A 23,608-nucleotide genomic window follows, 5' to 3' on the forward strand; every position below is an offset into this window, starting at 1 on the left:
CGGAATAGCCATGCCTCGATTGTCGATGCAGAATCTGATAATGGGCTCGACCGCGCTCATCGCAGTCCTGCTTGTTCTTTATCCGGTCTTCTTCGTCGTCCAGGTTTCCCTGAACGTCGGGGATCCCGGGTCGCGGGTCATCACCGATTACGGCTTCGAAAATTACGGCGATATCTGGCGCAATCTCGGATGGCTGGGCAACACGTTTCTCGTGGCCGTTCCCAGCACGCTCGTCGCCGTTGCCGCCGGCGGTATGCTGGCCTGGATCATTCACCGCACGAACGTTCCCATGGCCAGCGTGCTCGACCAGCTTGTCCTGATGCCGTTCTACCTGACGCCGCTCGTAGGTGCGCTCGCGTGGAACATTCTCGGCACGCCGACATCTGGTCTCATCAATATCTTCTGGCGGGGGCTGACAGGCCTGGAAGGTCCACTCGTCAACATGAACTCGGTGAGCGGCATCGTCTGGGTCAACGCCCTATACGAAGGCGCGGTCGCCTATGCCATCATCACCGGCGCGATGAAGTCGATGGACCCGTCGCTCGAGGAGAGCTCGCAGGTTCTCGGCGCGGGCAAGTTCCAGACGCTGCGGAACATCACCTTCCCGCTGCTCCGCCCCGCTTTGGTCGGCGCGACCGCGCTGGTGTTCGCCGAGATGCTGAGCTCCTTCTCCGCAGCGCTGATCCTCGGCGCGCCGATCAACTTCTATGTCGTCACGACGCGCATGTACCAGTTGCTCGCCGGCTACCCGGCCGACTATCCGGCGGCCGCCTCGCTCGGCATCGCGCTCAGCTTCTTCACCAGCGTGGCCGTGTGGGTCTATGCCTGGTCGATCCGCGGGGGCAGCTTCGTGACCGTCACCGGAAAGGCGTTCCGCTCGAGGACGATCCAGTTCGGGGCCATCCGCTGGCTCCTGCTCGGCTTTGGTGTCCTCTACGTGTTCCTTTCCCTGTTCCTGCCGGTCGCCGCTCTCGTCTACGCGTCGTTCCTTCGCTTCACGACGACCATCCTGGCCGACGCCGTCTTCACGCTGAACAATTACCGGGTCGTGTTCGCCAACGCGGCCACCAGAACCGCGATCGAGAACAGCGTCATCCTCGCCTTCGGCACGGCGACGATTGGCGTCTTCTTCATGACCATCCTGAGCTGGGTGATCTATCGCACCAAGGTACCAGGTCGCGAACTGCTGGAATATGTCGTGATGGTGCCCAACGGCATCCCGCGCATCGTATTCGCGCTGGGGCTGCTCTGGGCGTGGATCGTGATCCCGATCGGCGTTTACGGAACGCTCTGGCTCCTGTTGATCGCCTACATCACCGTTTCCCTGCCGCTCGGCGTCAGGGCGATATCGGCCGTGCTGCTGCAGCTCGACCGCAGCCTGGAGGAAAGCGCCAGGGTCTGCGGCGCGAGCTGGGTGAAGACGATGGTGACGGTGACTATGCCCCTGCTCAAGCCGGGCTTGCTCTCGGCGTGGATGCTGCTGTTTATCGTCTCCGTCCGCGAGGTCGCGGCGTCGGTGCTGCTCGTCTCGGCCAATAACAAGGTCATCGGCCCGGCGATCGTCGGCAGCTGGGAGGTATCGGGGACGCAGATAACGGCGGCGCTGTCGATCATCCAAAGCCTGATCGTGCTCCTCGTCCTCCTCGTCGTGCGCAGGCTCACGCGCCAGGCTTCATAAGCTTTCCCTGATCAACCACTTGAAGGAAGAACAACCCTTGTCAATTGAAACCTCCCGCATCATCGTCCGCGGCCACGGCGGCCCGGAGGTCCTCGAGCTCGAAAGCGTGCGTCTCCCGCCGCCCGGCGAGAACGAAGTCCGCGTGCGTCACACCGCCATCGGACTGAACTTCATCGATATCTACTTCCGCACTGGGCTCTACTCCGCGCCGGGCGGATTGCCGGTGACGCCCGGCCAGGAGGCGGCTGGCGTCGTCGAGGCCGTGGGCTCCGGCGTCCAGGGCTTGGAGGTCGGGCAAAGGGTGGCCTATTGCGGCAGCCTGGGCGCCTATTCCCAGCACCGCAACGTTCCTGCTTCCGTGCTCGTCCCAGTGCCGGACTCGATCGGCGACGACATCGCCGCCTCGGTCATGCTCAAAGGCATCACGGCCGAATATCTGCTGCGCCGCACCTATCGCGTGGAGAAGGGCGAGACGATCCTGTTCCATGCCGCCGCCGGCGGCGTCGGGTCGATCGCGTGTCAGTGGGCCAAGCGTCTCGGCGCCCGCGTGATCGGGACGGTTGGGTCCGAGGACAAGGTCGAATTCGCCCGTCAGTGCGGATGCGACGAGGTGCTGCTGCACACCGATCCGGACCTTGCGTCCAAAGTGAAGGCGCTCTCGGGTGGCAAGGGCGTCCCGGTCGTCTACGACGGCATCGGCAACTCCACCTTCCTGCGGTCGCTCGACTGCCTGCGACCACGCGGGCTGATGGTGAGCTTCGGCAATGCCTCCGGCGCGGTCGAGGCGTTCAATCTCGGGCTCCTCGCGCAGAAGGGCTCCTTGTATGTCACGCGCCCGGCGATCGCGACCTACACGTCGAGCCGTGAGGAACTGATCGAGGCGGCCAAGGCCGTTTTCGAGATGATAGCGAGCGGCGCAGTCGGGCTTGCTCCGCCTCGCAGCTTCCCTCTGGTAAGCGCCGGAGAGGCGCAGGCGATGCTCGAGGGCGGCAAGACAACCGGCACGACGATCCTGAAGCCATGACATCGATCAAGACGAACAAGACAATCAGACAGGAGATGACCGGATGAAATTGGGAGACAGGCTGAGCCTCGATAACCCGCAAAGCTTCACTGACGAGAACCTTCAGTTTCTCAGGCAGATGGGCGCAGATGGCGTTATGGTCAATGTCGGCGACGTTCTGGGCCCTACCGTCGAACCGGCGAATATGCCCAGGAGCACCGCGGCCGAGCGCTTGCGCTCAGGCCAGCACTGGGAGGTGGAGGACCTTGTCGAGCTTCGGCAGCAGGCCGAGCGGCACGGACTGGAACTCTTCAACATCTCGGTCACGCCGCTATTCCGCTACAACAAGATCGTCGGAGGCGTCGACGGCCGCGACGAACAGATCGAAAGCTGGTGCAGGTCGATCCGCAACCTCGGTGAGGCGGGAATTCTGTCGATCACTTACGCCTTCGGCCCCAATATTGGTGCGACCGCGAAGGCCTGGCGGACCGGCAATCAGCCCGTCAGGGGCGGAGCGGAGGCGCCGGTCTTTGACGAGACGATGGTGGACAATGGCCGCGACGTCGGCATCGGGCCGCTCTCGGAAGATCAAGTCTGGGAGAATTTCGCTTACTTTCTGAAAGGGATCATGCCGGCGGCGGAAAAGGCGGGCGTCAAGATGATGCTCCATCCGGCCGACCCGCAGGTGCCCGTGCTCGGCGGAATAGCCCAGATCCACCGGTCGGCGGAATCCTTCTTCCGGACCTTCGACATCGTGGACAGCCCGAGCAACGTGGCCTGCTTCTGTCAGGGCTGCTTCGCCCAGATGCTGGAGGGTGAAGACGTGATCGCCGCGATTCGCCGTTTTGGCGAGATGGGCAAGATCGGCTACGTGCACTTCCGCAATGTGGAAGGCACGCGCGGCAATTTCGTCGAGCAGTTCCCCGACGTGGGCAAGGTCGACATGTATCGCGCCATGCTCGAATACAAGAAGGTCGGCTTCGAGGGGTATTTCACACCCGATCACGTTCCGGAAGTAATTGGCGATACCCCGTGGGGCCATCGATCACGGGCCTTCGCACTCGGTTACATCCGCGGGCTTATCCAATCTGTTCAGTCCGCGTGAGCGGCCAATAGGAGGCACAATGTATATTCGCAGGAACAGGGTCAAAGAGAAGCTCCAGAACGGAGAACTGGTTCTCGGCATGGAGACCTGGATTAGGGATCCGCGCCTGGTCGAACTCGCCGGCCAGGCAGGTTTCGACTTCGCCCATATCGAGTTCGAGCACGTCGCACGCAACTGGGAATCGGTGGAGAACATGGTGCGCGCGGCCGAACTGGCCGGCCTGACGCCGCTATTCCGGACCGAGCAGTGCATCGACGGGTCTCCGCCGCTGAATCAGATCATCAAGGCGCTCAAGCTCGGCGTGAAGATTCTTCTGGTCCCGCAGGTCGACACGGCGGAGCAGGCGAGGAAAGTCGTCGCCGCGACCAAGTTCCCGCCGGCCGGACAGCGCGGCATCTCGACCACCGACCGCAGCGCCACGGCTCTGTTTCCCACCCCCGAGGTCGCACTCGACGTCCGACGCTATGCCGACGAGAGCAATCAAGAGACCATGGTCTGGCTGCTGATCGAATCGCCCGAAGGCGTCGCCAACATCGATTCCATTCTCGCTGTCGAGGGCGTGGATGTGGTGGGTTTCGGGCATCAGGATTACTCCCTGTCCGCAGGCGAGACCAACGATGGGTCCAGCCGGGTGCACGAGGCACGCGAGACGGTTTACCAGGCGGTAAAAAAGGCCGGAAAGACCATGTTGTGGGTCACACCGGACCCAGAGGAGGTCGGCCGGCAGGCGGCGCGGGGAGTCAACCTTTTCCTCACCGGAACCGATCTCAATCTGATGGACACGGAAATGCGAAAGCTCGCGACCAAAGCGCGCGGCTGCCAAGAAGTAAACGACGATCGAGAGATAACGCAGCGAGATGACAATGACACAGAACACGTTGAAATTCGCCCTGAACCACATGTCGGCGCCCCAGTTGCCGTGGAAGGAATTCCTGCAGGTGGCGAAGGATGTCGGGGTCGATGCAGTGGAGATCCGTAACGATCTCAAGGACCAAGCTCTCGGAAACGGCTATTCCGTCGCCAAGGCGCGCGCCGATGCCGACGAGGCCGGCGTCAAGGTCCTCACCATCAATGCACTTATGGACTTCAACGCCTGGAATGACGAACGCGCGACGCGCGCCGCCGAGGTGATCGGCGCCGCCGCGGAGCTCGGGGCAATGGGCGTGATCCTTGTGCCCTACTTCACCGACCGGAAGCCTCCGGAGGAGACGGTGCGGGCTGAGCTCGATGCGGCGTTTAAGGGACTCCAGCCGATCCTGAGTCGGCACGCCATGATAGGTCTTGTCGAGCCACTCGGCTTCGAGCGGTGCTCCCTAAGCTCCAAGCGCATTGCCGCAGACGCGATCAAAGCCCTCGGCGGAAGCGAGTTTCGGCTTGTCCAGGATACTTTCCATCATTACGTCGCGGGCGAGCCGGAGTCTTATCCGGAGATTACTGGCCTTATCCACATTTCCGGCGTGGAGCGCACCATCCCTCCCGCCGAGATGAGCGATGACGACCGCATTTTTGTCGGTGAAGGGGATGTGCTGGGCACGATCGAGCAGACGCGTCACTTCATTGATCGGGGCTATGATGGTTATATTTCCTTCGAGCCTTTCTCGCCTGCCCTTCGCAATGATCCCGACCCGCGCGCGACGATCGCGCGCAGCATCGACTATGTGCGGCAGGCTCTGGTTCAATAGGCGCCCAATATCATAGCAATCCGATCGAGCGGGAAATACCATGAAAGACGTTAAGATCACTGACCTGACCTGGGAATCATATCGCTGGCCGCGCGACGAGCCGGTCTGGAGCGGGGCGCCGCACTTCTTCGGCGGCGAGCGCAATCTTTTGTCCCATATCGGGTTGACAGTCGCGAAAGTCCACACGGACGCGGGGTTGGTCGGAATCGGCGTTGGCCTCGGCGGATTGCCGGCGAGGGACATTTCCGAACGCTTCCGCTTCAAGGAGAAACTGGCTGGTCATAACCCGCTCAACACAGAACGCTTGTGGCACGAGCTCTGGGTGCCGCGTTGGTACGGTCGGCGGGGGCTTGAGACCCTGATTATGTCTATCATCGACATCGCCGTATGGGACCTTGCCGGCAAGGTACTCGAGCAGCCAGTGTACCGGCTGCTGGGGGGATACAAGGAGAAGATTCCAACCTATTCGACGGGCGGTTACTACGCAAAAAACAAGGGAGTGCGCGGCCTTCAGGCCGAGGCTGAGAAGGTGGCCGCCGACGGATTTCGCAGCTTCAAGATGCGCGTCGGAGGACTGCCCCTGTCTGAAGATGTGGCGCGCGTCAAGGCGGTGAGGGACGTAGTCGGCGACGACTTTGAGCTGAAGCTGGATGCCAGCAACTCCTGGACCGGCAAGTCGTTTGAGGCCATCCGCTTTGCGCATGAAGTGGAGCACCTCAAGCCTTACTGGCTCGAGGAGCCGGTCGCTCCAGACGATTATGCGGGGCACGCCATCATCGGCGAGCGCACTAGGATTCCCGTCGCGACCGGCGAGAATGAATACACGTGCTTCGGATTTCGCGACCTCATAACCCTTGGCAAGCCCGCCATCATCATGCCTGATCCGATGATCGGCGGTGGCATTACCCAATTGAAGAAGGTGATGGCGCTGGCTGAGGCCCACGATGTCGCCGTATCGCTTCACGGAAACCAAGAAATCAACGTCCATATAGGCGCGGCATTTCCGAATGTGCTCAGCATCGAGTTTTTCGACCAGCACATTAATCCGCTTTGGGGTCAGGACCTTACCAATACGTTGCGTCTTAATTCCGATGGAACGGTATCCCCCTCAGATCGTCCTGGGCTCGGCTTTGAACTGAACATGGACGTCCTGGAGAAGTACCGGGTGTCCATCTAATTGCAGATTTGCCGTTCAGTCCTTCGGGATGGGCTTGGATGATCGCCGCTGCCCCGCCCAAGCGGACGACGGCTTATTTCAATGAGATAAAGGAGACCGTCGATGTTTAGATGGGGAGTACTGTCAACGGCGACGATCGCTCGACAGCAGATCCTGCCCGCGATAGCCGAGTCGGAAAATGGCGTCGTGAGTGCCATCGCCAGTCGTAATCTGGCGAAAGCGCAGACGCTCGCTCGTCGCTTTAACGCATCTAATGCCTTTGGCTCTTACGAGGAGCTCCTCGCCTCGCCCGACGTCGATGGTGTCTACATACCGCTTCCCACCTCCATGCATGTGGACTGGACAAAACGCGCCGTCGAGGCCGGAAAACACGTGCTGGTGGAAAAGCCACTTGCCAACGATGCCGCAGAGGTCGAGTCCCTCCTGGTGCTTTGCCAGGGCCGATCCCTGCTCGTCAGCGAAGCCTTCATGATCGTCTACCATCCACAATGGCAAAAGCTTCGGGAAATAGTGGTGAGCGACCGGCTTGGCGCGCTGAGGCAAGTGCAGGGAGCGTTCACGTACCACAACGTCGACCCCGGCAACGTGCGGAACATCCAAGTCTTGGGTGGCGGTGGAATGGCAGATATCGGCGTATACCCGATCCTGGCGACGCGCTTTGCGACCAATACGGAGCCGAAGCGGGTGCGCGCAACGATCCGACGAGATGCTGTATTTGGGACAGACGTCCATGCATCCGTTGCCATGGACTTCGGCGCCTTCGATCTGTCTTTCTACGTCTCCACGCAGATGGCTCTCCGGCAGTACATGCTCTTCCATTTCGAGAAGGGGTGCGTGGAATTGGAGGCGCCTTTCAATGCCCGGCAATACGCTCACGCCGTCGTCCGGATTTCCGATCAGGACCATAGGTCGGGCGAGATATTCTCCTTCGGAGAGGTGAATCAATATCGCCTAGAGGTCGAAGCCTTCGTCCGCGCCGCGTCGGCGGGCGGCGAGGCGTTCTCGCTCGAGAGCTCGCTGCGAAATCAGCAAGCGGTTGACGCGGTTTTGAAGGCGGAACACCAGGACGGCTGGGTCAGCGTGCGGCGATGAGCGAGGATAGTCGCCCATGCGACGCTGAGTTCGTGTCCGTGCATCTGGATTGCGTCCAGGTGGTGACGCATTTCCTGCGTGGCCTCGACCATCGCCGCTACGACGCGATGGTGGATTTGATGCATCCGCAGGGAACGTGGCTGCGCATGGGCAAGGTCCTGACGCGCGACACCATGCTTCGCGAACTCGCCCAGCGCTCGACGACGTTCTACACCAAGCATATCCTGACGAACCTGGTGGGCAGCTGCGTTGGGGAAGACCGGTTTATTCTCGAAGGATACCTGCTGGTCATCCGCTTCGACGACGGGTCGATCTACGACGGCCCGGCCCCTTTAAATGGCATTTTCGCCACGGAGGATTGGTGCGCCGAATTGAGGCAGGTCGAACAGAAATGGAAGATATTCCAGATTCGCGGGCGACAGACTTTCCTTTCCCTATAGAAGAGAGGTGCGTGTCCCCGACAGCGCCCGCCAGATCGAAAGGCGCACGGACGCCTCAACCGGCAAGGCTCGAATGAGGGTGGCCTGGCGGTGCTTTCATCGTAAGCGCTCATTTCCATGCGCGTTGACGCGGGCGATTTGACGGGGCGCGCTGTCAGACGGCTGCATCGGATCAGGCAGCGGCGGTCTTGGCGAAGTTGAAGGGCAGCAGGTCGCTGATGTCGGCTGCATCCCTGCGCTGTGGTAGCTCCGTGAGGACGTGGCGCAAATATGCCAAGGGTTCGATGCCGCAGGCGCGGCAGGTCAGCATCAGGCTGTAGACGATGGCACTGGCCCGGGCTCCGTCCACGGTGTCGCTGAACAACCAGGATTTTCTGCCGGTTGCGAAGATTCTGATGTCGCGCTCGAGGAGATTGTTGTCGATCGGCATCCTGCCGTCTTCGGTGTAGCGTGTCAGATACTGCCACTGGTTCAGGGTATAGGACACGGCATCGCCAAGGTTGGTATCCGGCACGACCTTCGGCGCGATGTCATCGAGCCATGCCTTGAGAGCATTGAGGATGGGCACGCTATGTTTCTGGCGGAAGCGGCGAATGCAATCGGCTTGTGTTTCGCCCTTGTCCGGCTTTTCCTTTCGCGCCTGGCTTTCAACCCGATAGAGCTGCTCGAAGAACTTCAGCGCCTGCTCCGGCGGGCCGCCGCCTTTCTTCCTTGTCTTGAGGGCCTCGACGAAACGACGCCGTGAATGGGCCATGCATCCCAGATGGGTCGCTCCCTCCAGGGTGCGCCATGCGCTGTATGTCAACCGGCGCGGAATGTTGACCCCTTATTGGAGTGAACCCCTCGGACTGGACCACGGGACACGGAAAAACTGATACACTCTGCGGGCCTTAATCGGAGAAGGCTCATGAAGTCCCGAGGTCCATATCGCCGACATTCGACACCGTTCAAATTGCAGCTTTGCCAGGATATCCGAAACGGCGTCATCGGACGGCGCGATGCACAGCGCACCTATAGCGTTTCGGCCAACCTCATCCAGTTGTGGCTAACGCAGTTCGATCGTGGTGAGCTGAACGATGAAGAGGCGGAGGCGAGCGTCATTGCCGAGTACGAGGCCCACATTGCGGCGCTCGAACGTAAAGTCGGCCAACTCACGATGGAGCTGGACCTGGTGAAAAAACTCCGCGCCAGCCGATCGCCGAAGGCAACGAGAAGTCCTCCATCATCAGCGGTCCCCGGCCTGCTCCGTCAGACGGGGGTGCAAAGTGATCGACCTCCCGAGAAGCACGTTTTACTACCGATCCACGGCAAGGGCTTTGAATCTCGGCGATGCCGAGCTCGTTGCGATCATCGAGGACATCCAGGATGAATTGCCCTGCTATGGGTATCGGCGCGTGACGCACGAGCTTCAGCGAAGAGGCCACTTGGTCAACCACAAGCGTGTCGCTCGCGTCATGCGGGCCAATGGCCTCGGGATCAAGCCTCGCAAGCGGTATGTTCGCACGACGGATAGCAACCACGATTCACTGATCTACCCGAACCTCTATCGCAATGTGATCCCGGCGCGGCCTGACATGGTCTGGGTGGCCGACTTCACGTACATCCGCATCGCCGTCGGCTTTTGCTATCTCGCCGTCATTCTCGACGCTTGCAGCCGGAAAGTCGTCGGCTATGGCCTGTCAAAACGCCTGGATACGCCGCTGGCATTGGCAGCGTTGCGTTCGGCGCTCGAGAACAGAAAGCCTCCACCCGGCTGCATCCACCACACGGACCGCGGATGCCAATACGCAAGTGAGACCTATCGACGAGCGCTCGATGCCGCCGATCTGCAGGGATCCATGAGCGCTGTCGGCAACCCTTATCACAATGCTCAGGCAGAGAGCTTCATGAAGACCCTGAAAGTCGAGGACATCTACATCGCCGGCTACGAGACATTCGCGGATGTGGCCGAACGCTTGCCCAGGTTCATTGAGGATATCTACAATGCCAAGCGGCTGCACTCGGCCCTTGGCTACAGATCGCCAGCAGAATTTGAAGCCCAACTCGCCCAGCAGGCGGCTTAGTTCGAAGCGCCTCGCTGGTCCAGTCCGAGGGGTTCACTCCACTTCGTGGCGGAGGGTGCGCCGGTTGTCCGGCGTCTGCGCGGCAGTACATTCGGCGCCATCGGCATGGGGCGTATCGGCACGGCCGCATCGCGGCGCGCCGCGGTCTTCGACATGAAGGTGATCTACTTCGATCCGTTGCATGCCGATGGTCACGAACTCGGCCTTGGCTATGAACGCGTGCGTTCGCTGGATGAGTTGATGGAACGATCGGACGTTGTCAGTCTGCATGCGCCCTTATCCCATGCGACCCGGAACATTCTGGATCGGGCGGCTTTTGCGAAGGCGAAGCAGGATGCCATCGTCATCAACATCGCGCGGGGCGGCCTTACCGATCTCGACGCTCTCCACGACGCAATGAAGACGGGACGCATCGCCGCGGCCGGCCTGGACGTCTTTCCCGAGGAGCCGCTTGTCAATCCGCCGGAGCTTGCGCGCGCGTGGCGCAACAGGGAACCCTGGCTGGAAGAAAGACTCGCCATATCGCCGCACGCAGCCTTTTATTCCGAGGCAGGCTATCACGACATTCATCGGCTGTCGGCCGAGGTGGTGATGGACTATCTCCTGCGCGGGCATCTGCGCAACAATGTCAATCCGGGCTGGCGGGCCGGCCAAAGGTGAACCCTGTGCGGCAGGAACCAGCAGTCGCTGGTTCCTGCCGACTTAGGGATGGATTCCGGGCACCCGTTTTCGTATGCGCGTCCCTACGATGCGGCATGATATCGAGAAACTGGTCTTTTCGGGCACAAACATGTCGTGGACATCGTGACTGCCGAAGCTGTTCGGCGGCGGAAAGGGTAGCGGTCGATCTCGCTGGATAATAGAATGAAATAGAATTATTGTTCTATTTTGTTCTACGTTGGAGATATCATGACCACGCATCTGAAAGTTCACCCCGCCACGCTGCAGGATCTCCGGGATCAGATCGAGCACAGCATCGAGGGCCTGCCGAAGCAACTGGCTAAAATCGCCCGATATTGTCTCGACCACCCGCAGATCGTGGCGATGTCGAAGATCGGCGATCTCGCCGATGGTGTCGGCGTTCATGCCTCGGCCATCGTGCGCTTTGCCCAGCATTTCGGCTTCTCAGGCTTTACGCCGTTTCAGGCCCTGTTTCGCGATTCACTTCTGGCCGGCTGGCCTGACTACACCTCACGCATAACGCGCCTGCTGTCGGAAGGTGACCAGCCTGCCGGCGTGGTCGACCGCTTCATCGATGTCTCAATGGCTTCCCTCATCGCGCTGAAAGAGAGCATCGACAGGGGTAGGATGGAGAATGCGATATCGTTGCTCGCAAATAGCCGGAAAATCTACATTATCGGTTTGAAGCGCTCGTTTCCGATCGCTTTTTACATCTCCTATGTGCTGCGTAAGCTCGACATCCATTCCGCGCTGATCGAAAGCAATGGCGGACTGCTGATGGAACGCGCCAGTTGGTGCCAACCGGAGGATGGACTCCTGGCCGTCAGTTTCACGCCCTATGCATCGGCCACCATCGAGGTGGCAACCGAACTGGCGCGGCGAGGCCTGCCGATCGTTTCCATAACGGATTCGAAATTTTCCCCTCTGGTTCCGCTGTCTCAGGAATGGATCGAAACGACTGAGCACGATTGGGGTGGCTTCCGTTCCACCGCTGCCACGTTCGCCATTGCCATGGGGTTGGCCATTGGAATCGCAGAGTTTCGCGGACGCGACGCGCAAAGGGATGCTGCCGTTCCCGGAATCAATGATTGGCTCTAAATAGAACTTGAATTCTAAAATTTATCTGTTATAGAATTGCAATTGTAAGGCTGGTGGACATGTGGAGGAGTGAATGTCCAAAAAAGTAAGGCTGGGCGAGCTGTGCCATGCGCGTTCCGGCGACAAGAACGACATCGCGAACGTTGGCGTCATATGCTTTGATCCCGCACACTACAATTGGCTGGTCGAGAACCTGACCGCCGAGGCGGTAGCGGCGTATTTCGGTTCTCATATCAAGGGGCCGGTCGAGCGCTTCGAACTGCCGCGTATTGCGGCCGTCAACTTTCTACTACATGGCGCGCTCGGCGGCGGCGTGACCCGCTCGCTCATGGTGGACGGTCACGGCAAGGGCGTCAGCGCCATCATGCTCGACATCCTGTTGGACGCACCTGCGACCGACGACATCAGCCGCGCTGCTTAGGGGAGGGGATTATGAGCAAGACCATTCGCATTGGTGGCGGTTCCGCCTATGAGGGCGATCACCTCGATGCCGCGCAGGTTCTCGCCGAGAAGGGCGGCCTCGACTATCTGATATTCGACTGCCTCTCGGAAAAGACGATCAGCGAGGCCTATCTACGGCGCGAGCGCGGCCTTGATTGCTATGACGTGCTGTTGGAGCCGAAGCTGCGTGCCGTGCTGCCAGGCTGCCGGCGCAATGGGACGCGCATCATTCTCAATGGCGGCATCCTGGACCCTGAAGCGGCGGCAAGGCATGCAGCCAGGATTTGCCGGGATCTCGGATTTCCCGACGTCAAGATCGCCTACGCCATTGGTGGCGACGTTTCTGACGAGGCGCGGCAGTCCGACCTTGGTGTCCGGGAAACCGGAAAAGGCGTTTCGACGTTCGGCAACGCATTCTACGGCGCCCATGCTTATGGCGGGGCCAGGCCGATCGTCGATGCGTTGGCGGCCGGCGCGGATATCGTCATCACGGCCAGGGCGGGCGATTCTGTTCAGTATCTTGCCCCGATGATCCACGAGTTCGGCTGGTCCTTCGACGATTGGGACAAGGTCGGCGCGGGCCTCGGGCTTGGCCATCTTCTGGAATGCGCCGGCCAGGTGTCCGGTGGCTATTTCGCCGATCCCGGCCGGAAGGACGTGCCGGATCTCGATGCGCTCGGTTTTCCGATCGCCGAGGTTGATGCCTCCGGTGACGCGACGATCACCAAAGTGGAGGGCACGGGCGGTCTCGTGACCGCGCAGACCTGCAAGGAGCAACTGGTCTATGAGATCGGCGATCCCGCCAACTACCTCCATGCCGATGGTGTCGTTGATTTCACAACCACGCACATCCGCGAGGTCGGCAAGGATCGCGTCCGCATCGAGGGGACGACCGGCAAGCCGCGGCCCGAGAAGGCGAAGATCGCCGTCGCCGTGCGGGAAGGCTATGTCGGCCTCGGCCGTATCATGTATGGCGGGACCGGTTGTTACAGAAAGGCGCAGCTCGCCGCCGACGTGGTCAAGAAGCGCCTGCAGAGCATTCACGGCATCGATGCAGCCTCCGTTCGCACCGACTATGTCGGCGTGAATGCGCTTTTCGACTGGGGTATCGATCCCGACGCAGTGCGGGAAGTGGAGCTGCGCATTTCGGGGCATTTCGACACGAAAGAGCAGGCTGAAAAAATCCCGCTCGAAGTCTCGATGCTGCCCTGTAACGGGCCTGCCGGCGCAAGCTGGGGCCGGCCGCTCGACCAAGGCGGCGTGGAGCCGGTGATGGGCTTCTATTCGGCCCTGATGGAGCAGGATGCCATCCGGTACGAAGTGCGTCACCTCGTTTCCTGATCTCGCTCCGCCTCGACGCTTCGTGCGTCGAGGCGGGCAGAATTGCGATGCCGCGAGGAGGCGGTCTCATTTTTCGATCTCACGTACTTTTGGGAGGAAGTCATGAGCAAGTTTACGAAGTTTTTTGCTATCGGCGCCATCGTGCTCGCTGGTGCCGTCTCTACCGCTGCGGCGGCGGACAAGATGCGTTTCATCGTCGTCAGCCACGGGCCGGCAAACGATCCCTATCACTCTGTCGTGAAAAACGGCCTGATGCAGGCGGCGTCCGATCTCGGCGTGGATGTGGAATATCGCGCCAACGAGACCTTCGATGTCGTGAAAATGGGCCAGCTCATCGATGCGGCGGTCAACCAGCAGCCGGATGGGTTGATCGTGACCATCCCGGATGTGTCGGCGCTCGGTGCCTCGATCCATCGTGCCGTTGCCTCCGGAATCCCGGTCGTTTCGTACAATTCCGGGCTGAAAATCTATAAGGATGTCGGCACCCTCGTCCATGTCGGCCAGGACGAATACATGACCGGCACCATGGCTGGTGAGGCCTTCAAGAACATGGGCGCGAAGAATGTCGTCTGCCTCAATCACGAGGTGGGCAATGCCACGCAGGATGATCGTTGCCGTGGGTTGAGCGACGCCTACGAGGGCAAGGTCAAAGTGATCCCCGGCAAGCCGGATCCATCGGCGAATGCCTCCATCGTCAAGGCCGCCGTTCAGTCGGACTCAACAATCGACGGCGTGTTCTGCACGAGCACCGTGCTTTGCGCCGAACCGGCGACCAAAGCCCTTCGGGAGGTCGGCTCTCAGGCGCTTGTCGGAAGCACCTCGCTCAGCTCGGCCTTCCTCGATTCTGTCGGCAATGGGGAGGCTGCTTTCGCCATGGACCAGCAGCAATTCCTTCAGGGTTATTTGCCGGTCTCCATTCTTTACAACTACATCCGTTTCGATCTGCTGCCGCCTGCTGCGATCATCACCGGCCCTCAAGTGATTACGAAGGACAAAGTGGGTCGCCTCGCCGAGCTCGCCTCCAAAGGCATTCGGTAAAGTCGTTCCCGGCCGCCGCCCCGCGTGACGGAGCGGCGACCGGGCCTCGATCGCTAGGCAAGGAGTCCTCATGACAGCGCATACGGAAATCACACCCGCACAGACCGACGAGCGGCTGCTCAAAAGATCGACCGTCCGCACATTGGCTGCCCGCCCTGAAATGGGAGCCGTCGCCGGACTCGTGCTGGTCGTCGCTTATTTCTATTTCAACGCCCATAGCTCCATGTTCTCGCTCGCGGGCGTTATTACCATCATGTCGCCGGCAGCCGAGGTCGGCATCCTTGCCGTGGCTGCCGCTCTTCTCATCATATCAGGTGAATTCGACCTCTCGATGGGGTCCATGATCGCTTTCGCCGGGCTGGTCTTCGGCGTCTGCCTGACCGTCTTTGAGCTGCCCTTTATTCTCTCGCTCTTGCTTACCTTCGCATGTGCCGCCCTCATCGGCGTTGTGTCCGGACAGATCGTTGTGAAAACGCGATTGCCGTCGTTCATCGTGACGCTCGCCATGCTGTTCGTGCTTCGCGGCCTGTCGCTTGTCGGATTGAAATGGGCAACCGGCGGCGCTACGCAACTCCATTATATCAGGGAGGCCGCCGGAGACGGCGTTCTGCAAGGCCTCTTCCACGGCTATGCATTCCAAGGCTTTTTCATCTGGCTCGCAGACAACGGCCTCATCGCGAAATTTCCGTCCGGCCAGCCGACCGTCAGCGGAATCCCTGTTTCGATCCTCTGGCTCGCGGTCGCCGTTGCTGTCGCCGCCTTCCTACTCAACCGCACCGCTTACGGCAACTGGATCTTCGCCTCGGGCGGCAACGCGCTTGCCGCGAGCAACTGCGGCGTTCCCGTGAACCAGGTCAAGACCACGTTGTTCGCCTTTACGGCATGCGCAGCTGCTCTTGTTGCCATACTCCAGGTGATGGAAGCCGGATCGACGGATGCGATGCGGGGCTTCCAGAAGGAGTTCGAGGCGATCATTGCAGCGGTAATCGGCGGCTGCCTGCTTTCAGGCGGCTATGGTTCGGTTTTTGGAGCGTTCCTTGGAGCCGTGATTTTCGGCACAGTCTCGATCGGCCTCACATATACGCCTATCGATACGGACTGGTTCATGGTCTTCCTCGGCGCCATGCTGCTGGTGGCCGTTTTCTTCAACAATTTCATCCGCGCGCGGGTCACGGGGGAACGGTGATGGAAGCAGTTGTCGAGACGTCCGAAACGCCGGTCGTGGAAGCGCGCGATCTTGTAAAACACTTCGGGACCGTAATTGCCCTAAACGGGGTTTCGCTGCGCATCTACTCCGGTAAGGTAACGTGTCTGCTCGGAGACAATGGCGCGGGCAAATCCACCCTGATCAAGACCCTGGCCGGTGTCTACCAGCCAACGGCCGGCGGGCTATCGATCAACGGGAAACCGGTGAACTTCTCTTCGGCCAGGGATGCGCTGGACGCGGGCATCGCGACCGTCTATCAGGACCTCGCGCTTATCCCGCTGATGTCGATCACGCGCAATTTCTTCCTGGGCCGGGAAATCCGCAAGGGTTTCTGGCCGATCCGGCAGTTCGACAGCCGGACGGCCGACGCGGTGACTGCCGAGGAGATGCGCAAGATCGGGATCGCGGTTCGCGATCCACGGCAGAATGTCGGCACGCTTTCCGGCGGGGAGCGCCAATGTGTTGCCATTGCGCGCGCCGTCTATTTTGGTGCCCGAGTGCTCATCCTCGATGAACCGACCTCCGCGCTCGGTGTCGCTCAGACATCGATGGTTCTGAAATACATCGACAAGGTACGCCAGAGCGGCTTGGGCGTGATCTTCATCACGCACAATGTGCGACACGCCTTCGCCGTCGGTGACAGCTTCACCATTTTGAACCGCGGGCGCACCGTCGGCAGCTTCGCCAAGGCGGAGACCTCGATCGAGGAAGTGCAGACACTTATGGCTGGAGGCAAGGAACTCCAGCGCCTGTCGGAAGAGCTGCAGGGAACTGTCTAAAATTGTCTTCTTCGAACGGACGACGGCGATAGTCGCCGGTTTCGTTCTTTCCTTTAAAGCGGAGTGTAAATGGAATCTTCTCATCCCGGTCGTTCGTCACCCTTCACTCTTGCCGTCTGCGCGGAAATGGTCTTTGCAGCACTGCCGATCGTCGAGCGTCTCAAGCGCCTTACATCCCTGGGCTTCGAGGTCGAAATCTGGGACTGGACACGGCATGACATCGACCAGTTGGCCCGATCGGGTGCGACGTTCTCCTCGATGACCGGCTACATCCGCGGCACGCTTGCCGACAGCCATGGCGCGGAGGAGTTGATCGCCACTGCGCGGGAATCAATTTCGGTGGCGAAGAAGCTGGGCTGCCCGCGGCTCAACCTTCATGGGACGGGTCTCGACGGCAAGGGTTTGCCGGTCGTCGCCCATCCGGGGCCAGCAACGGGACCGATGTGGATCAAGGCCTATGATACGCTATGCCGCCTTGCCGACCTTGGGGACCGCAATGGTGTCGTCTTCATACTCGAGAACCTGAACGAGCAGGTCGACCACCCCGGAACGCCCTTCGCCCGTGCCGAAGATACCCTGGCGCTTGTTTCGGCAGTCGATCACCCGGCAATGAAACTCAACCTCGACCTCTATCATGCACAGATCGGGGAGGGAAATCTGATCGAGCTTTGCCGTCAGGCTCTGCCCTATATGGGTGAGATACAGGTGGCGGACGTACCGGGCCGGAAGGAACCTGGAACGGGTGAGATCAACTATCCGGCAATCGCCCGCGCGCTGTTCGATATGGGATATCGCGGCACCATTGGCCTGGAAGCCTGGCCGTCGCAAGACAACGAGCTCGCCGCCGAAAGGTTTCGACAAGCTTTCACGCTCGTTCGACAATGATGGACAAATCGATATACGCATCAAGCCGACCCCGAAATCTGTCCGAACTGCTGTCGCGTCTCGCCACACAGCACAAGCAGATGCCGGCGCCTTTCGTTCGCTTGGCAGATCTGTTGTTTTCGGATCCCTGGGCGATGGCGTTCGACAGCGCGGCGACGCTCGGACGGAAATCCATGACCTCCCAAAGCACTGTCGTTCGCTTTGTGCAAACAATGGGCTACACGGGAATTCTGCATTTCCGAGCGGACTATCGGCGTATACTGCTTGAGAGCAATCAAGCTGCCAAAGATGTACAAAGCCATCGGTTGATCAACGAGGCATGAACGAGAGCACATTGTCGAAAGAGGCTTGCAGATTGTCTGTGCAGTCCTCGTTCCGACTTCTGGATAAGCGTAAGCCGCTGGCTGAACAGGCAGGACGGGCGCGCCCTTATCGAATGCAATCGCTGCTGGGGCGCAGCCATTGGGATGCTGACGCATTGCGCGATATGGTTCGCACTTATGCAATGGAGGCGCTCACCATCGCAGACGGTGTGGAGCTTGGAGTTCAGCCCGCCTTTGGTTCGCCCGATACGACAGGGAACAGCCCCTTTTTGAGCAGACTCGCTGCGGTGCGATGCGCCTTCAGATGCGTGGCATCGATCATGATGCGCTCCGGTTTGGGTCCTTCGCCGGAGAGGCCTTCGAAGATCCGATCGAATGCGCCGAGCCGGCTCCAGCGGATGAAGCGGTTGTAGAGCGTCTTGTGCGGACCGTAGTCCTTGGGCGCGTCCTTCCACTGTAGGCCGTTGCGGATCACGTAGACGATCCCGCTCACCACGCGCCGGTCATCAACGCGCGGCACCCCATGCGACAGTGGAAAATACGCCTCGATCCGAGCCATCTGGCGTTCGCTCAGAAGAAACAAATCACCCATCACGGCATCCTCCCAGACACCGTGAATCACAGATCATTCCAAATTAATAGGTCCTGAACCTAGTGTTTGCACTAGGACTTCCGATGTTCAGCACCACCTCACAAGGCGGCATTCACCGTGGGCTTACGATAAATCGCTTCCTACCGGTAAAGCGGAAGGCCGTCGCCGTATTTGGAGACTGCGATATAGGCCAGCAGCCGCCTTTGTCCACGAGCGCTAGCACTACTTTGGCAGAAGTGTGATTTCTCCTCCGGAGAGACTGCCGCCACAGTGAGGGCAGCAGGTTGGTGGTGGGCGCGAGAGGCGGTCAATGATAGCCTGGCGAACTGCCGGCAGGCTGGGCTGAGGCGGTGGCCCGAGGGGTCTTTTTTTTCCGTCCTGCTTGAGCGAGACGGCGGGTCTGCAGGAAGGCGTAGGCCATCATTGTCATCAGTGCATGGCGATGGAGACCGGTCCAGGAACGGCCTTCGAAGTGATCGAGGCCGAGCTCTTCCTTTAGCTGCTGATGCGCCTGCTCGCAGATCCAGCGTGCCTTGATCGCACCGGCCAAGTCCTTGATTGACGTGTCTGCGGGCAAGTTTGAGAGATAGTATTTACGCTCGCCGTTCGAACGATGCTCGCCCACCAGCCAGGCTTCTTCACCAGGCATGTGTTGCGCTCCTGAGGAGCCGATGCGTTGTGGCGCACCATCGGCGATGCGGACGCGCACGGCGGCGAAGCGCGCGACCAGACGCCCTTTCGTTCCCCGGCGCCAGCTGACCTGGCGCCATTTCGCACCTTCGAGCACCGCCTGGGCTGGAAGCGATTTGACGTCGGGCACGTGACGCAAGCGCGGTCGCCCGCAGGCCGCCTCCGGGAAGATCAATTGCACATCGGCGGGATACACCTTCTGATGCTTTGGAACGCCGACGGCCCAGCAAAGCCCGCGTGCGGTCAATGCCTGCCGGAATGGCGCCGAGAGACCATATCCGGCATCCGCAAGCACGCAGCCGAAGCGCACACCTGCGGCAATGACCCGATCGATCTCCTCGATGGCTATCTCCGGCTTCGTCCTGGGCTGCCGCATTTCCTCGGGCACTCCGGCCTTGATCATGCGAGCAGTGTCGCCCGTCCAGCTTTCCGGCAGGAACAACCGCAGGCTCAGCATGAGAGGCACTTCCCTCGATGCCAACGTCACCGATACGAGCGTCTGGCAGTTTGCATTCTTGCCCAGGGCCGAGGCGTACTGAGGGGCGACGCCGACCGAGGCATTGCCCTTCTTTGGCAACGCGGTGTCGTCGATGATCAGCCAGGCCTTCTCACCGCCGACCAGATCATCGGCCTGCTGCCACAGCGTCGTTTCCAGCGGCGCGCTGTCCCAGACGCCGGCGCCAATGAAATGGTGCAGCCGGTCGTAGCTGACCTCCTCGATGCGCGCCGCCATGGGCTGGATGCTCTTGCGGTCACCGGGGCCAATCAAGCCGGCAATATAGGCCGGACACATTCGGCGCCGTGTCTTGTTACCGAGACCCCTCAGATACGGCGCGAGCCAACGCTCCAGATCGTTCTGCCAATCCCCATCCACCGCCAGCCTCCATCAAAGCTGGCTCCCCATGAATCACGCATTCGACGCCGAGGGAATCCCAAAAATCACACTTCTGCCAAAGTAGTGCTAGAAGAAATGAAAAAAAGACTCCGCCCACCTTATGTTAGCGGAAGCTTTGCATAGCAATGACAGCAGCATTCGACCGCGAGCGCTATAGAATGAAGTCTGTGGTTTTCAGCGTGAGACTTGCGTCGATAAGGATCGAGAAATCCGCCTTCTTGTCGCCGTTTACGTCGGCGAACACGAAGGTATCACCACCTTTCTTGATGTAGCGCAGCTCCCCCGCATCACCTGAAAAAGCCTTCGTTCCGATAAACTCGAAGGTCTGGTTGCCTTTGGTCGTTGTGTCGGCATCAATGGGTTTCAGATCGATCTTGTCGCCCTGCTTGCTGGAAAAATCCTTGATCGTATCACGCCCCGACGATGCGACCGTGGAGTCCTTGATCGATTTGAACATGAAGACGTCCTTGCCCGCTCCGCCATGGAGTTCGTCACGGCCCGCGCCGCCGTAGAGCTTGTCGTTTCCAGCACCACCTTTAAGAATATCGTTGCCGCCCTGACCGGAAATCTGGTCGTTCCCCGCGCCGCCATCGTAGGTGTTCTTGCCGTTCGTGCCTAGAATGCGGTCGTTTTCCGTGACGGATGGCTTCATAATCCGATCGAGGGGGATTTTTTCGCCGGGGCCGAAAAATCCAAACGTCAGCGGTTTCTCACTGGTAATGGAATTTACGAAGGAATTGTACTTTCCGGCGGTGGTGAAGGTCGGAATGGTGTTTCCCGATATCTGCATGGTGAACTGCTGATCGCCAAGATCGACAACAAGGATATTCGCAACACCTTTTGTGCCGCTACCATCCCGCCACGCGATTTGCGTGATGTCGGCATCAAGCTTTTTGGGAGCATAAACCTTGCCGTCTATGCGTAGCTCGATAGCGGGGCTGGTGATTGTGATGCCTTCTTTTCCATCGGCGCGCTTATAGCTGAAAACCGCCTCCTTGCTGGTGGCCACCACCTCAAGCTTTGTCGATTTCAGCTTCGTGGCCTTGCCATTCGAGTTATGGGTCGAAAGGTAGCCCTTGTAAGAAAAGGTCGTCATATCTTTCTCCGGTTTTCACAGCGAACACATGGGCGACGGTCTGCCGACAGCATTTCTTTAAGCCCGTTAGGCAGGATCGACAATAGGTTGTTATTGTGTCAAAGTTTATGGGCATTACCGGTTGCGGCAATAGTAAATGTGCCGCCTCACCATAAATTTCCGTGAGGGCCTAGCCTCGCTCCGTGATCTGACGCACAGCGTCACGCTTAAAATCTTCGTTGAAATTCGATCTGCTCATGATGCTCTTCTTGCCTCAAAATTAGGAAAGAAGGCGTCTACAAATCTAGGGCTATTTAATCCGACCAGTCGGTAAAGCGCCTTCATAGTGGCTTTCGGGTGAACCCACGGGCACATCCGAAAGCCTTCATGATCACGTCGTCGCAGGCCTACATATTGGCGGCGGTAGGCCGCACGATGACCTCGTTCACATCGACGCCGTCCGGTTGCTCAAGCGCGTAGCGGATGGCACGGGCGATCGCGTCCGGAGTGAGCGACTTCTGTCGCCAATCCTTGAGCGCCGCGGCGACCTGCGGATCGCTGATGTCGTCGCCGAGTTCGGTCGCGGTCACACCCGGAGAGATGATCGTGGAACGGATGTCCTCATGCTCCTGCCGCAACCCCTCGGTGATCGCCCACACCGCATATTTCGTTCCGCAATAGACCGCTGCCGTCGGCAGGACGAGATGCGCACCGACCGAGGCGACATTCACCACATGGCCGTTCCCCTTCGCCACGAAGCGCGGCAGCACTGCGGCGATCCCGTTGAGCACACCGTGGATGTTGACGTCGATCATCCGCTTCCATTCGTCCCGCTTGAGCGCGGCCAGCGGCGACAGCGGCATCACGCCGGCATTGTTGACAAGCACGTCGATGCCTCCGAACCGCTGTTCGGCGGCGTCGACGAACGCCTCGAAGCTCGCCGCGTCGGTGACGTCGAGCTCGCGCCATGCGACGCGCTCGCCGAGCTCTCTGGCAAGGGCCTTCAGCCGCTCGGCCCGGCGTGCACCGATGAACAGCCTAGCCCCGGCTCCCGCCAGTTCGCGCACCGTCGCTTCGCCTATGCCGCTGGAGGCGCCGGTGATGAGCACAATCTTTTCGTTGACTACCGTCATTGTCGTTCCTTTCGCTTGGGATAACGGGCATCATTCTGGTGCGGCCAGAGCACATGGCGGTAGCGCGATCGCCCGAACTCCTTGCACGATCCTCCAACAATGGCACAAGAGGCTTGCGGTCTTGCCGGTCATGGTCGATCAATGTCGCATGAAGATGATCGCCAAACTCGCACAGCTGATCATGCGCCATGCTCCGGAGACGGGCATGTGCGGCACCCCCATGCGCCGGCTGTCGCTGATACGAACCAATGAGCCGAGCGCGCCCGTGCCGGCTGTCTACGAAGCCTCGCTTTGTCTGATCGCCCAGGGGGCAAAACGTGTGTCGCTGGGCGAGCACAGCGTGGTCTACGACGCCTCGCGCTATTTGCTCGTCTCGGTCGACCTGCCGCTGGTCGGTCATGTGATCGAGGCAAGCCCGCAGATGCCGTATCTCTGCTGCAAGATCGATCTCGACCTGGCGGCGCTTGCCGATCTCCTGGTGGACGAACGCGGCACGGCACCTCGGCACGATCTTCCGGTTCTGGCGGTCTATCCGGGCGATCCCGACCTGATCGATGCCGCCTGCCGGCTGGTCGGGCTGCTCGATCGCCCCCATGACATCGCCGTGCTGGCGCCGCTGGTCGAGCGCGAGATCCTCTATCGGCTGCTCACCGGGCCGCACGGGCCTCTGCTGCGCCACATGGCGTCCGCCGACAGCCGCCTGAACCAGATCAACCGCGCCATCGCCACGATCCGCAAGAGTTTCCAGACCCAGTTGAGGATCGACGAGATCGCGGCCTCGGCGGGCATGAGTCCCTCGTCGCTTCACCAGCATTTCAAGGCGATCACGCGGATGACCCCGCTGGAGTATCAGAAGCAGTTGCGCCTGCAGGAAGCGCGGCGCCTGATGTTGGCGAGCGGCGTGAGCGCCGGGTCGGCCGGATTTGCCGTTGGCTATGACAGCCCGTCACAATTCAGCCGCGAGTATCGCCGCCTGTTCGGCGCGCCGCCGCGCCAGGACATCGCCCGGCTCCAAACCGCTCAAGACTACGTCGGAGCGGTCTGAGGGGTGTGTCGGACCGATAGCCTGGCGCCTTCATTTCAGAGTTTGGCGAAACACTCACTTGCTCCCAAAAACGGTCGTTTAGCGTAAGTTATTGCGAACGTCGGTAAGGGAGCGGGCAACGGTTCGCCCGCTTTCAACGATCATA

Annotated in this window: 23 protein-coding genes and 3 pseudogenes; 21 read left to right on the forward strand and 5 right to left on the reverse strand. The window is 60.2% G+C overall.

What is annotated here, in order from left to right; all coding sequences use genetic code 11:
- Positions 1-25: 25 nt before the first annotated feature.
- The 8 genes from AABQ55_RS36415 to AABQ55_RS36450 all read left to right on the forward strand — a co-directional run bounded on the left by AABQ55_RS36415 (position 26) and on the right by AABQ55_RS36450 (position 8,177).
- Positions 26-1,678 (forward strand): ABC transporter permease, encoded by a 1,653-nt coding sequence (locus AABQ55_RS36415; protein ID WP_272809587.1) that lies wholly within the window; start codon positions 26-28, stop codon positions 1,676-1,678.
- A gap of 43 nt (positions 1,679-1,721) precedes the next feature.
- On the forward strand, positions 1,722-2,702 hold the full coding sequence (locus tag AABQ55_RS36420) for a quinone oxidoreductase family protein (RefSeq protein ID WP_443021361.1): 981 nt from the start codon (positions 1,722-1,724) through the stop codon (positions 2,700-2,702).
- Positions 2,703-2,745: 43 nt separating this feature from the next.
- Positions 2,746-3,786 carry a mannonate dehydratase gene (locus tag AABQ55_RS36425; protein WP_272809589.1) on the forward strand — a complete coding sequence of 347 codons (1,041 nt, stop codon included), beginning with the start codon at positions 2,746-2,748 and terminating at the stop codon, positions 3,784-3,786.
- A gap of 19 nt (positions 3,787-3,805) precedes the next feature.
- Positions 3,806-4,765 carry an HpcH/HpaI aldolase family protein gene (locus tag AABQ55_RS36430; protein ID WP_272809590.1) on the forward strand — a complete coding sequence of 320 codons (960 nt, stop codon included), beginning with the start codon at positions 3,806-3,808 and terminating at the stop codon, positions 4,763-4,765.
- Positions 4,725-5,468 carry a TIM barrel protein gene (locus AABQ55_RS36435; RefSeq protein ID WP_272809591.1) on the forward strand — a complete coding sequence of 248 codons (744 nt, stop codon included), beginning with the start codon at positions 4,725-4,727 and terminating at the stop codon, positions 5,466-5,468. The genes AABQ55_RS36430 and AABQ55_RS36435 overlap by 41 nt, the downstream gene beginning before the upstream one ends.
- A 40-nt stretch (positions 5,469-5,508) precedes the next feature.
- Complete coding sequence (locus tag AABQ55_RS36440) at positions 5,509-6,645, forward strand: mandelate racemase/muconate lactonizing enzyme family protein (protein ID WP_272809592.1); 1,137 nt, start codon at positions 5,509-5,511, stop codon at positions 6,643-6,645.
- Positions 6,646-6,747: 102 nt separating this feature from the next.
- Positions 6,748-7,737, forward strand: a complete 990-nt coding sequence (locus tag AABQ55_RS36445) for a Gfo/Idh/MocA family protein (RefSeq protein WP_272809593.1) — start codon at positions 6,748-6,750, stop codon at positions 7,735-7,737.
- A 32-nt stretch (positions 7,738-7,769) separates the two neighbouring features.
- Entirely contained in the window at positions 7,770-8,177 is a 408-nt protein-coding gene (locus tag AABQ55_RS36450; protein WP_272809594.1) for a nuclear transport factor 2 family protein, read from the forward strand.
- A gap of 172 nt (positions 8,178-8,349) precedes the next feature.
- Here the strand turns inward: AABQ55_RS36450 and tnpC are convergent.
- Positions 8,350-8,976: pseudogene (gene tnpC, locus AABQ55_RS36455) on the reverse strand (IS66 family transposase); the annotation flags it as partial.
- Between the two features lie 108 nt (positions 8,977-9,084).
- Between tnpC and AABQ55_RS36460 the strand changes: the two are divergent.
- The 12 genes and pseudogenes from AABQ55_RS36460 to AABQ55_RS37890 form a co-directional block, all read left to right on the forward strand.
- A complete protein-coding gene (locus tag AABQ55_RS36460; RefSeq protein WP_272809595.1) occupies positions 9,085-9,546 on the forward strand; it encodes a transposase in 462 nt (153 codons plus the stop codon).
- A complete protein-coding gene (locus tag AABQ55_RS36465; protein ID WP_272809596.1) occupies positions 9,443-10,240 on the forward strand; it encodes an IS3 family transposase in 798 nt (265 codons plus the stop codon). The genes AABQ55_RS36460 and AABQ55_RS36465 overlap by 104 nt, the downstream gene beginning before the upstream one ends.
- 45 nt (positions 10,241-10,285) lie before the next feature.
- Entirely contained in the window at positions 10,286-10,900 is a 615-nt protein-coding gene (locus AABQ55_RS36470) for an NAD(P)-dependent oxidoreductase (protein WP_272809597.1), read from the forward strand.
- A 249-nt stretch (positions 10,901-11,149) separates the two neighbouring features.
- Positions 11,150-12,019: a MurR/RpiR family transcriptional regulator gene (locus AABQ55_RS36475; protein ID WP_272809598.1), complete on the forward strand. Its 870-nt coding sequence runs from the start codon at positions 11,150-11,152 to the stop codon at positions 12,017-12,019.
- 73 nt (positions 12,020-12,092) lie between these two features.
- Positions 12,093-12,440 (forward strand): AtuA-related protein, encoded by a 348-nt coding sequence (locus AABQ55_RS36480; RefSeq protein ID WP_272809599.1) that lies wholly within the window; start codon positions 12,093-12,095, stop codon positions 12,438-12,440.
- An 11-nt stretch (positions 12,441-12,451) separates the two neighbouring features.
- On the forward strand, positions 12,452-13,801 hold the full coding sequence (locus AABQ55_RS36485; RefSeq protein WP_272809600.1) for an acyclic terpene utilization AtuA family protein: 1,350 nt from the start codon (positions 12,452-12,454) through the stop codon (positions 13,799-13,801).
- Positions 13,802-13,903: 102 nt separating this feature from the next.
- Positions 13,904-14,839 (forward strand): sugar ABC transporter substrate-binding protein, encoded by a 936-nt coding sequence (locus AABQ55_RS36490; RefSeq protein WP_272809601.1) that lies wholly within the window; start codon positions 13,904-13,906, stop codon positions 14,837-14,839.
- Positions 14,840-14,909: 70 nt separating this feature from the next.
- On the forward strand, positions 14,910-16,025 hold the full coding sequence (locus tag AABQ55_RS36495; RefSeq protein ID WP_272809602.1) for an ABC transporter permease: 1,116 nt from the start codon (positions 14,910-14,912) through the stop codon (positions 16,023-16,025).
- The gene (locus AABQ55_RS36500) at positions 16,025-16,825 is read left to right on the forward strand and encodes an ATP-binding cassette domain-containing protein (RefSeq protein ID WP_272809603.1); all 801 of its coding nucleotides are present in this window, start codon (positions 16,025-16,027) and stop codon (positions 16,823-16,825) included. The genes AABQ55_RS36495 and AABQ55_RS36500 overlap by 1 nt, the downstream gene beginning before the upstream one ends.
- Positions 16,826-16,894: 69 nt before the next feature.
- Positions 16,895-17,710: a TIM barrel protein gene (locus tag AABQ55_RS36505; protein WP_272809604.1), complete on the forward strand. Its 816-nt coding sequence runs from the start codon at positions 16,895-16,897 to the stop codon at positions 17,708-17,710.
- Positions 17,707-18,033, forward strand: a complete 327-nt coding sequence (locus tag AABQ55_RS36510) for a hypothetical protein (RefSeq protein WP_272809693.1) — start codon at positions 17,707-17,709, stop codon at positions 18,031-18,033. The genes AABQ55_RS36505 and AABQ55_RS36510 overlap by 4 nt, the downstream gene beginning before the upstream one ends.
- Before the next feature lie 80 nt (positions 18,034-18,113).
- Positions 18,114-18,245 (forward strand): annotated as a pseudogene (locus AABQ55_RS37890) (IS701 family transposase); the annotation flags it as partial.
- Here AABQ55_RS37890 and AABQ55_RS36515 read toward each other — a convergent pair.
- From AABQ55_RS36515 to AABQ55_RS36530, 4 genes and pseudogenes are all read right to left on the reverse strand, one after another.
- Positions 18,231-18,625, reverse strand: a pseudogene (locus AABQ55_RS36515) (IS5 family transposase); the annotation flags it as partial. The pseudogenes AABQ55_RS37890 and AABQ55_RS36515 sit on opposite strands and share 15 nt — an antisense overlap.
- 307 nt (positions 18,626-18,932) lie before the next feature.
- Positions 18,933-20,189: an IS701 family transposase gene (locus tag AABQ55_RS36520; RefSeq protein WP_445190526.1), complete on the reverse strand. Its 1,257-nt coding sequence runs from the start codon at positions 20,187-20,189 to the stop codon at positions 18,933-18,935.
- Between the two features lie 172 nt (positions 20,190-20,361).
- Positions 20,362-21,306: a M10 family metallopeptidase C-terminal domain-containing protein gene (locus AABQ55_RS36525; RefSeq protein WP_272809605.1), complete on the reverse strand. Its 945-nt coding sequence runs from the start codon at positions 21,304-21,306 to the stop codon at positions 20,362-20,364.
- 386 nt (positions 21,307-21,692) lie between these two features.
- A complete protein-coding gene (locus AABQ55_RS36530; RefSeq protein WP_272809606.1) occupies positions 21,693-22,418 on the reverse strand; it encodes an SDR family oxidoreductase in 726 nt (241 codons plus the stop codon).
- 148 nt (positions 22,419-22,566) lie between these two features.
- On the opposite strand from AABQ55_RS36530, the gene AABQ55_RS36535 reads away from it, so the two are divergent.
- Entirely contained in the window at positions 22,567-23,463 is an 897-nt protein-coding gene (locus AABQ55_RS36535) for an AraC family transcriptional regulator (protein WP_272809607.1), read from the forward strand.
- The last annotated feature ends 145 nt before the right edge of the window (positions 23,464-23,608 follow it).

Source organism: Shinella sp. WSD5-1, from assembly GCF_963942435.1.
GTDB lineage: Bacteria > Pseudomonadota > Alphaproteobacteria > Rhizobiales > Rhizobiaceae > Shinella > Shinella yambaruensis.

Coding starts and splice junctions, on each gene's coding strand:
- AABQ55_RS36460 (WP_272809595.1), top strand. CDS start 9,085: ATGAAGTCCCGAGGTCCATATCGCCGACATTCGACACCGTTCAAATTG.
- AABQ55_RS36485 (WP_272809600.1), top strand. CDS start 12,452: ATGAGCAAGACCATTCGCATTGGTGGCGGTTCCGCCTATGAGGGCGAT.
- AABQ55_RS36425 (WP_272809589.1), top strand. CDS start 2,746: ATGAAATTGGGAGACAGGCTGAGCCTCGATAACCCGCAAAGCTTCACT.
- AABQ55_RS36505 (WP_272809604.1), top strand. CDS start 16,895: ATGGAATCTTCTCATCCCGGTCGTTCGTCACCCTTCACTCTTGCCGTC.
- AABQ55_RS36480 (WP_272809599.1), top strand. CDS start 12,093: ATGTCCAAAAAAGTAAGGCTGGGCGAGCTGTGCCATGCGCGTTCCGGC.
- AABQ55_RS36500 (WP_272809603.1), top strand. CDS start 16,025: ATGGAAGCAGTTGTCGAGACGTCCGAAACGCCGGTCGTGGAAGCGCGC.
- AABQ55_RS36415 (WP_272809587.1), top strand. CDS start 26: ATGCAGAATCTGATAATGGGCTCGACCGCGCTCATCGCAGTCCTGCTT.
- AABQ55_RS36525 (WP_272809605.1), bottom strand. CDS start 21,306: ATGACGACCTTTTCTTACAAGGGCTACCTTTCGACCCATAACTCGAAT.
- AABQ55_RS36490 (WP_272809601.1), top strand. CDS start 13,904: ATGAGCAAGTTTACGAAGTTTTTTGCTATCGGCGCCATCGTGCTCGCT.
- AABQ55_RS36535 (WP_272809607.1), top strand. CDS start 22,567: ATGAAGATGATCGCCAAACTCGCACAGCTGATCATGCGCCATGCTCCG.
- AABQ55_RS36495 (WP_272809602.1), top strand. CDS start 14,910: ATGACAGCGCATACGGAAATCACACCCGCACAGACCGACGAGCGGCTG.
- AABQ55_RS36510 (WP_272809693.1), top strand. CDS start 17,707: ATGATGGACAAATCGATATACGCATCAAGCCGACCCCGAAATCTGTCC.
- AABQ55_RS36445 (WP_272809593.1), top strand. CDS start 6,748: ATGTTTAGATGGGGAGTACTGTCAACGGCGACGATCGCTCGACAGCAG.
- AABQ55_RS36475 (WP_272809598.1), top strand. CDS start 11,150: ATGACCACGCATCTGAAAGTTCACCCCGCCACGCTGCAGGATCTCCGG.
- AABQ55_RS36440 (WP_272809592.1), top strand. CDS start 5,509: ATGAAAGACGTTAAGATCACTGACCTGACCTGGGAATCATATCGCTGG.
- AABQ55_RS36430 (WP_272809590.1), top strand. CDS start 3,806: ATGTATATTCGCAGGAACAGGGTCAAAGAGAAGCTCCAGAACGGAGAA.
- AABQ55_RS36530 (WP_272809606.1), bottom strand. CDS start 22,418: ATGACGGTAGTCAACGAAAAGATTGTGCTCATCACCGGCGCCTCCAGC.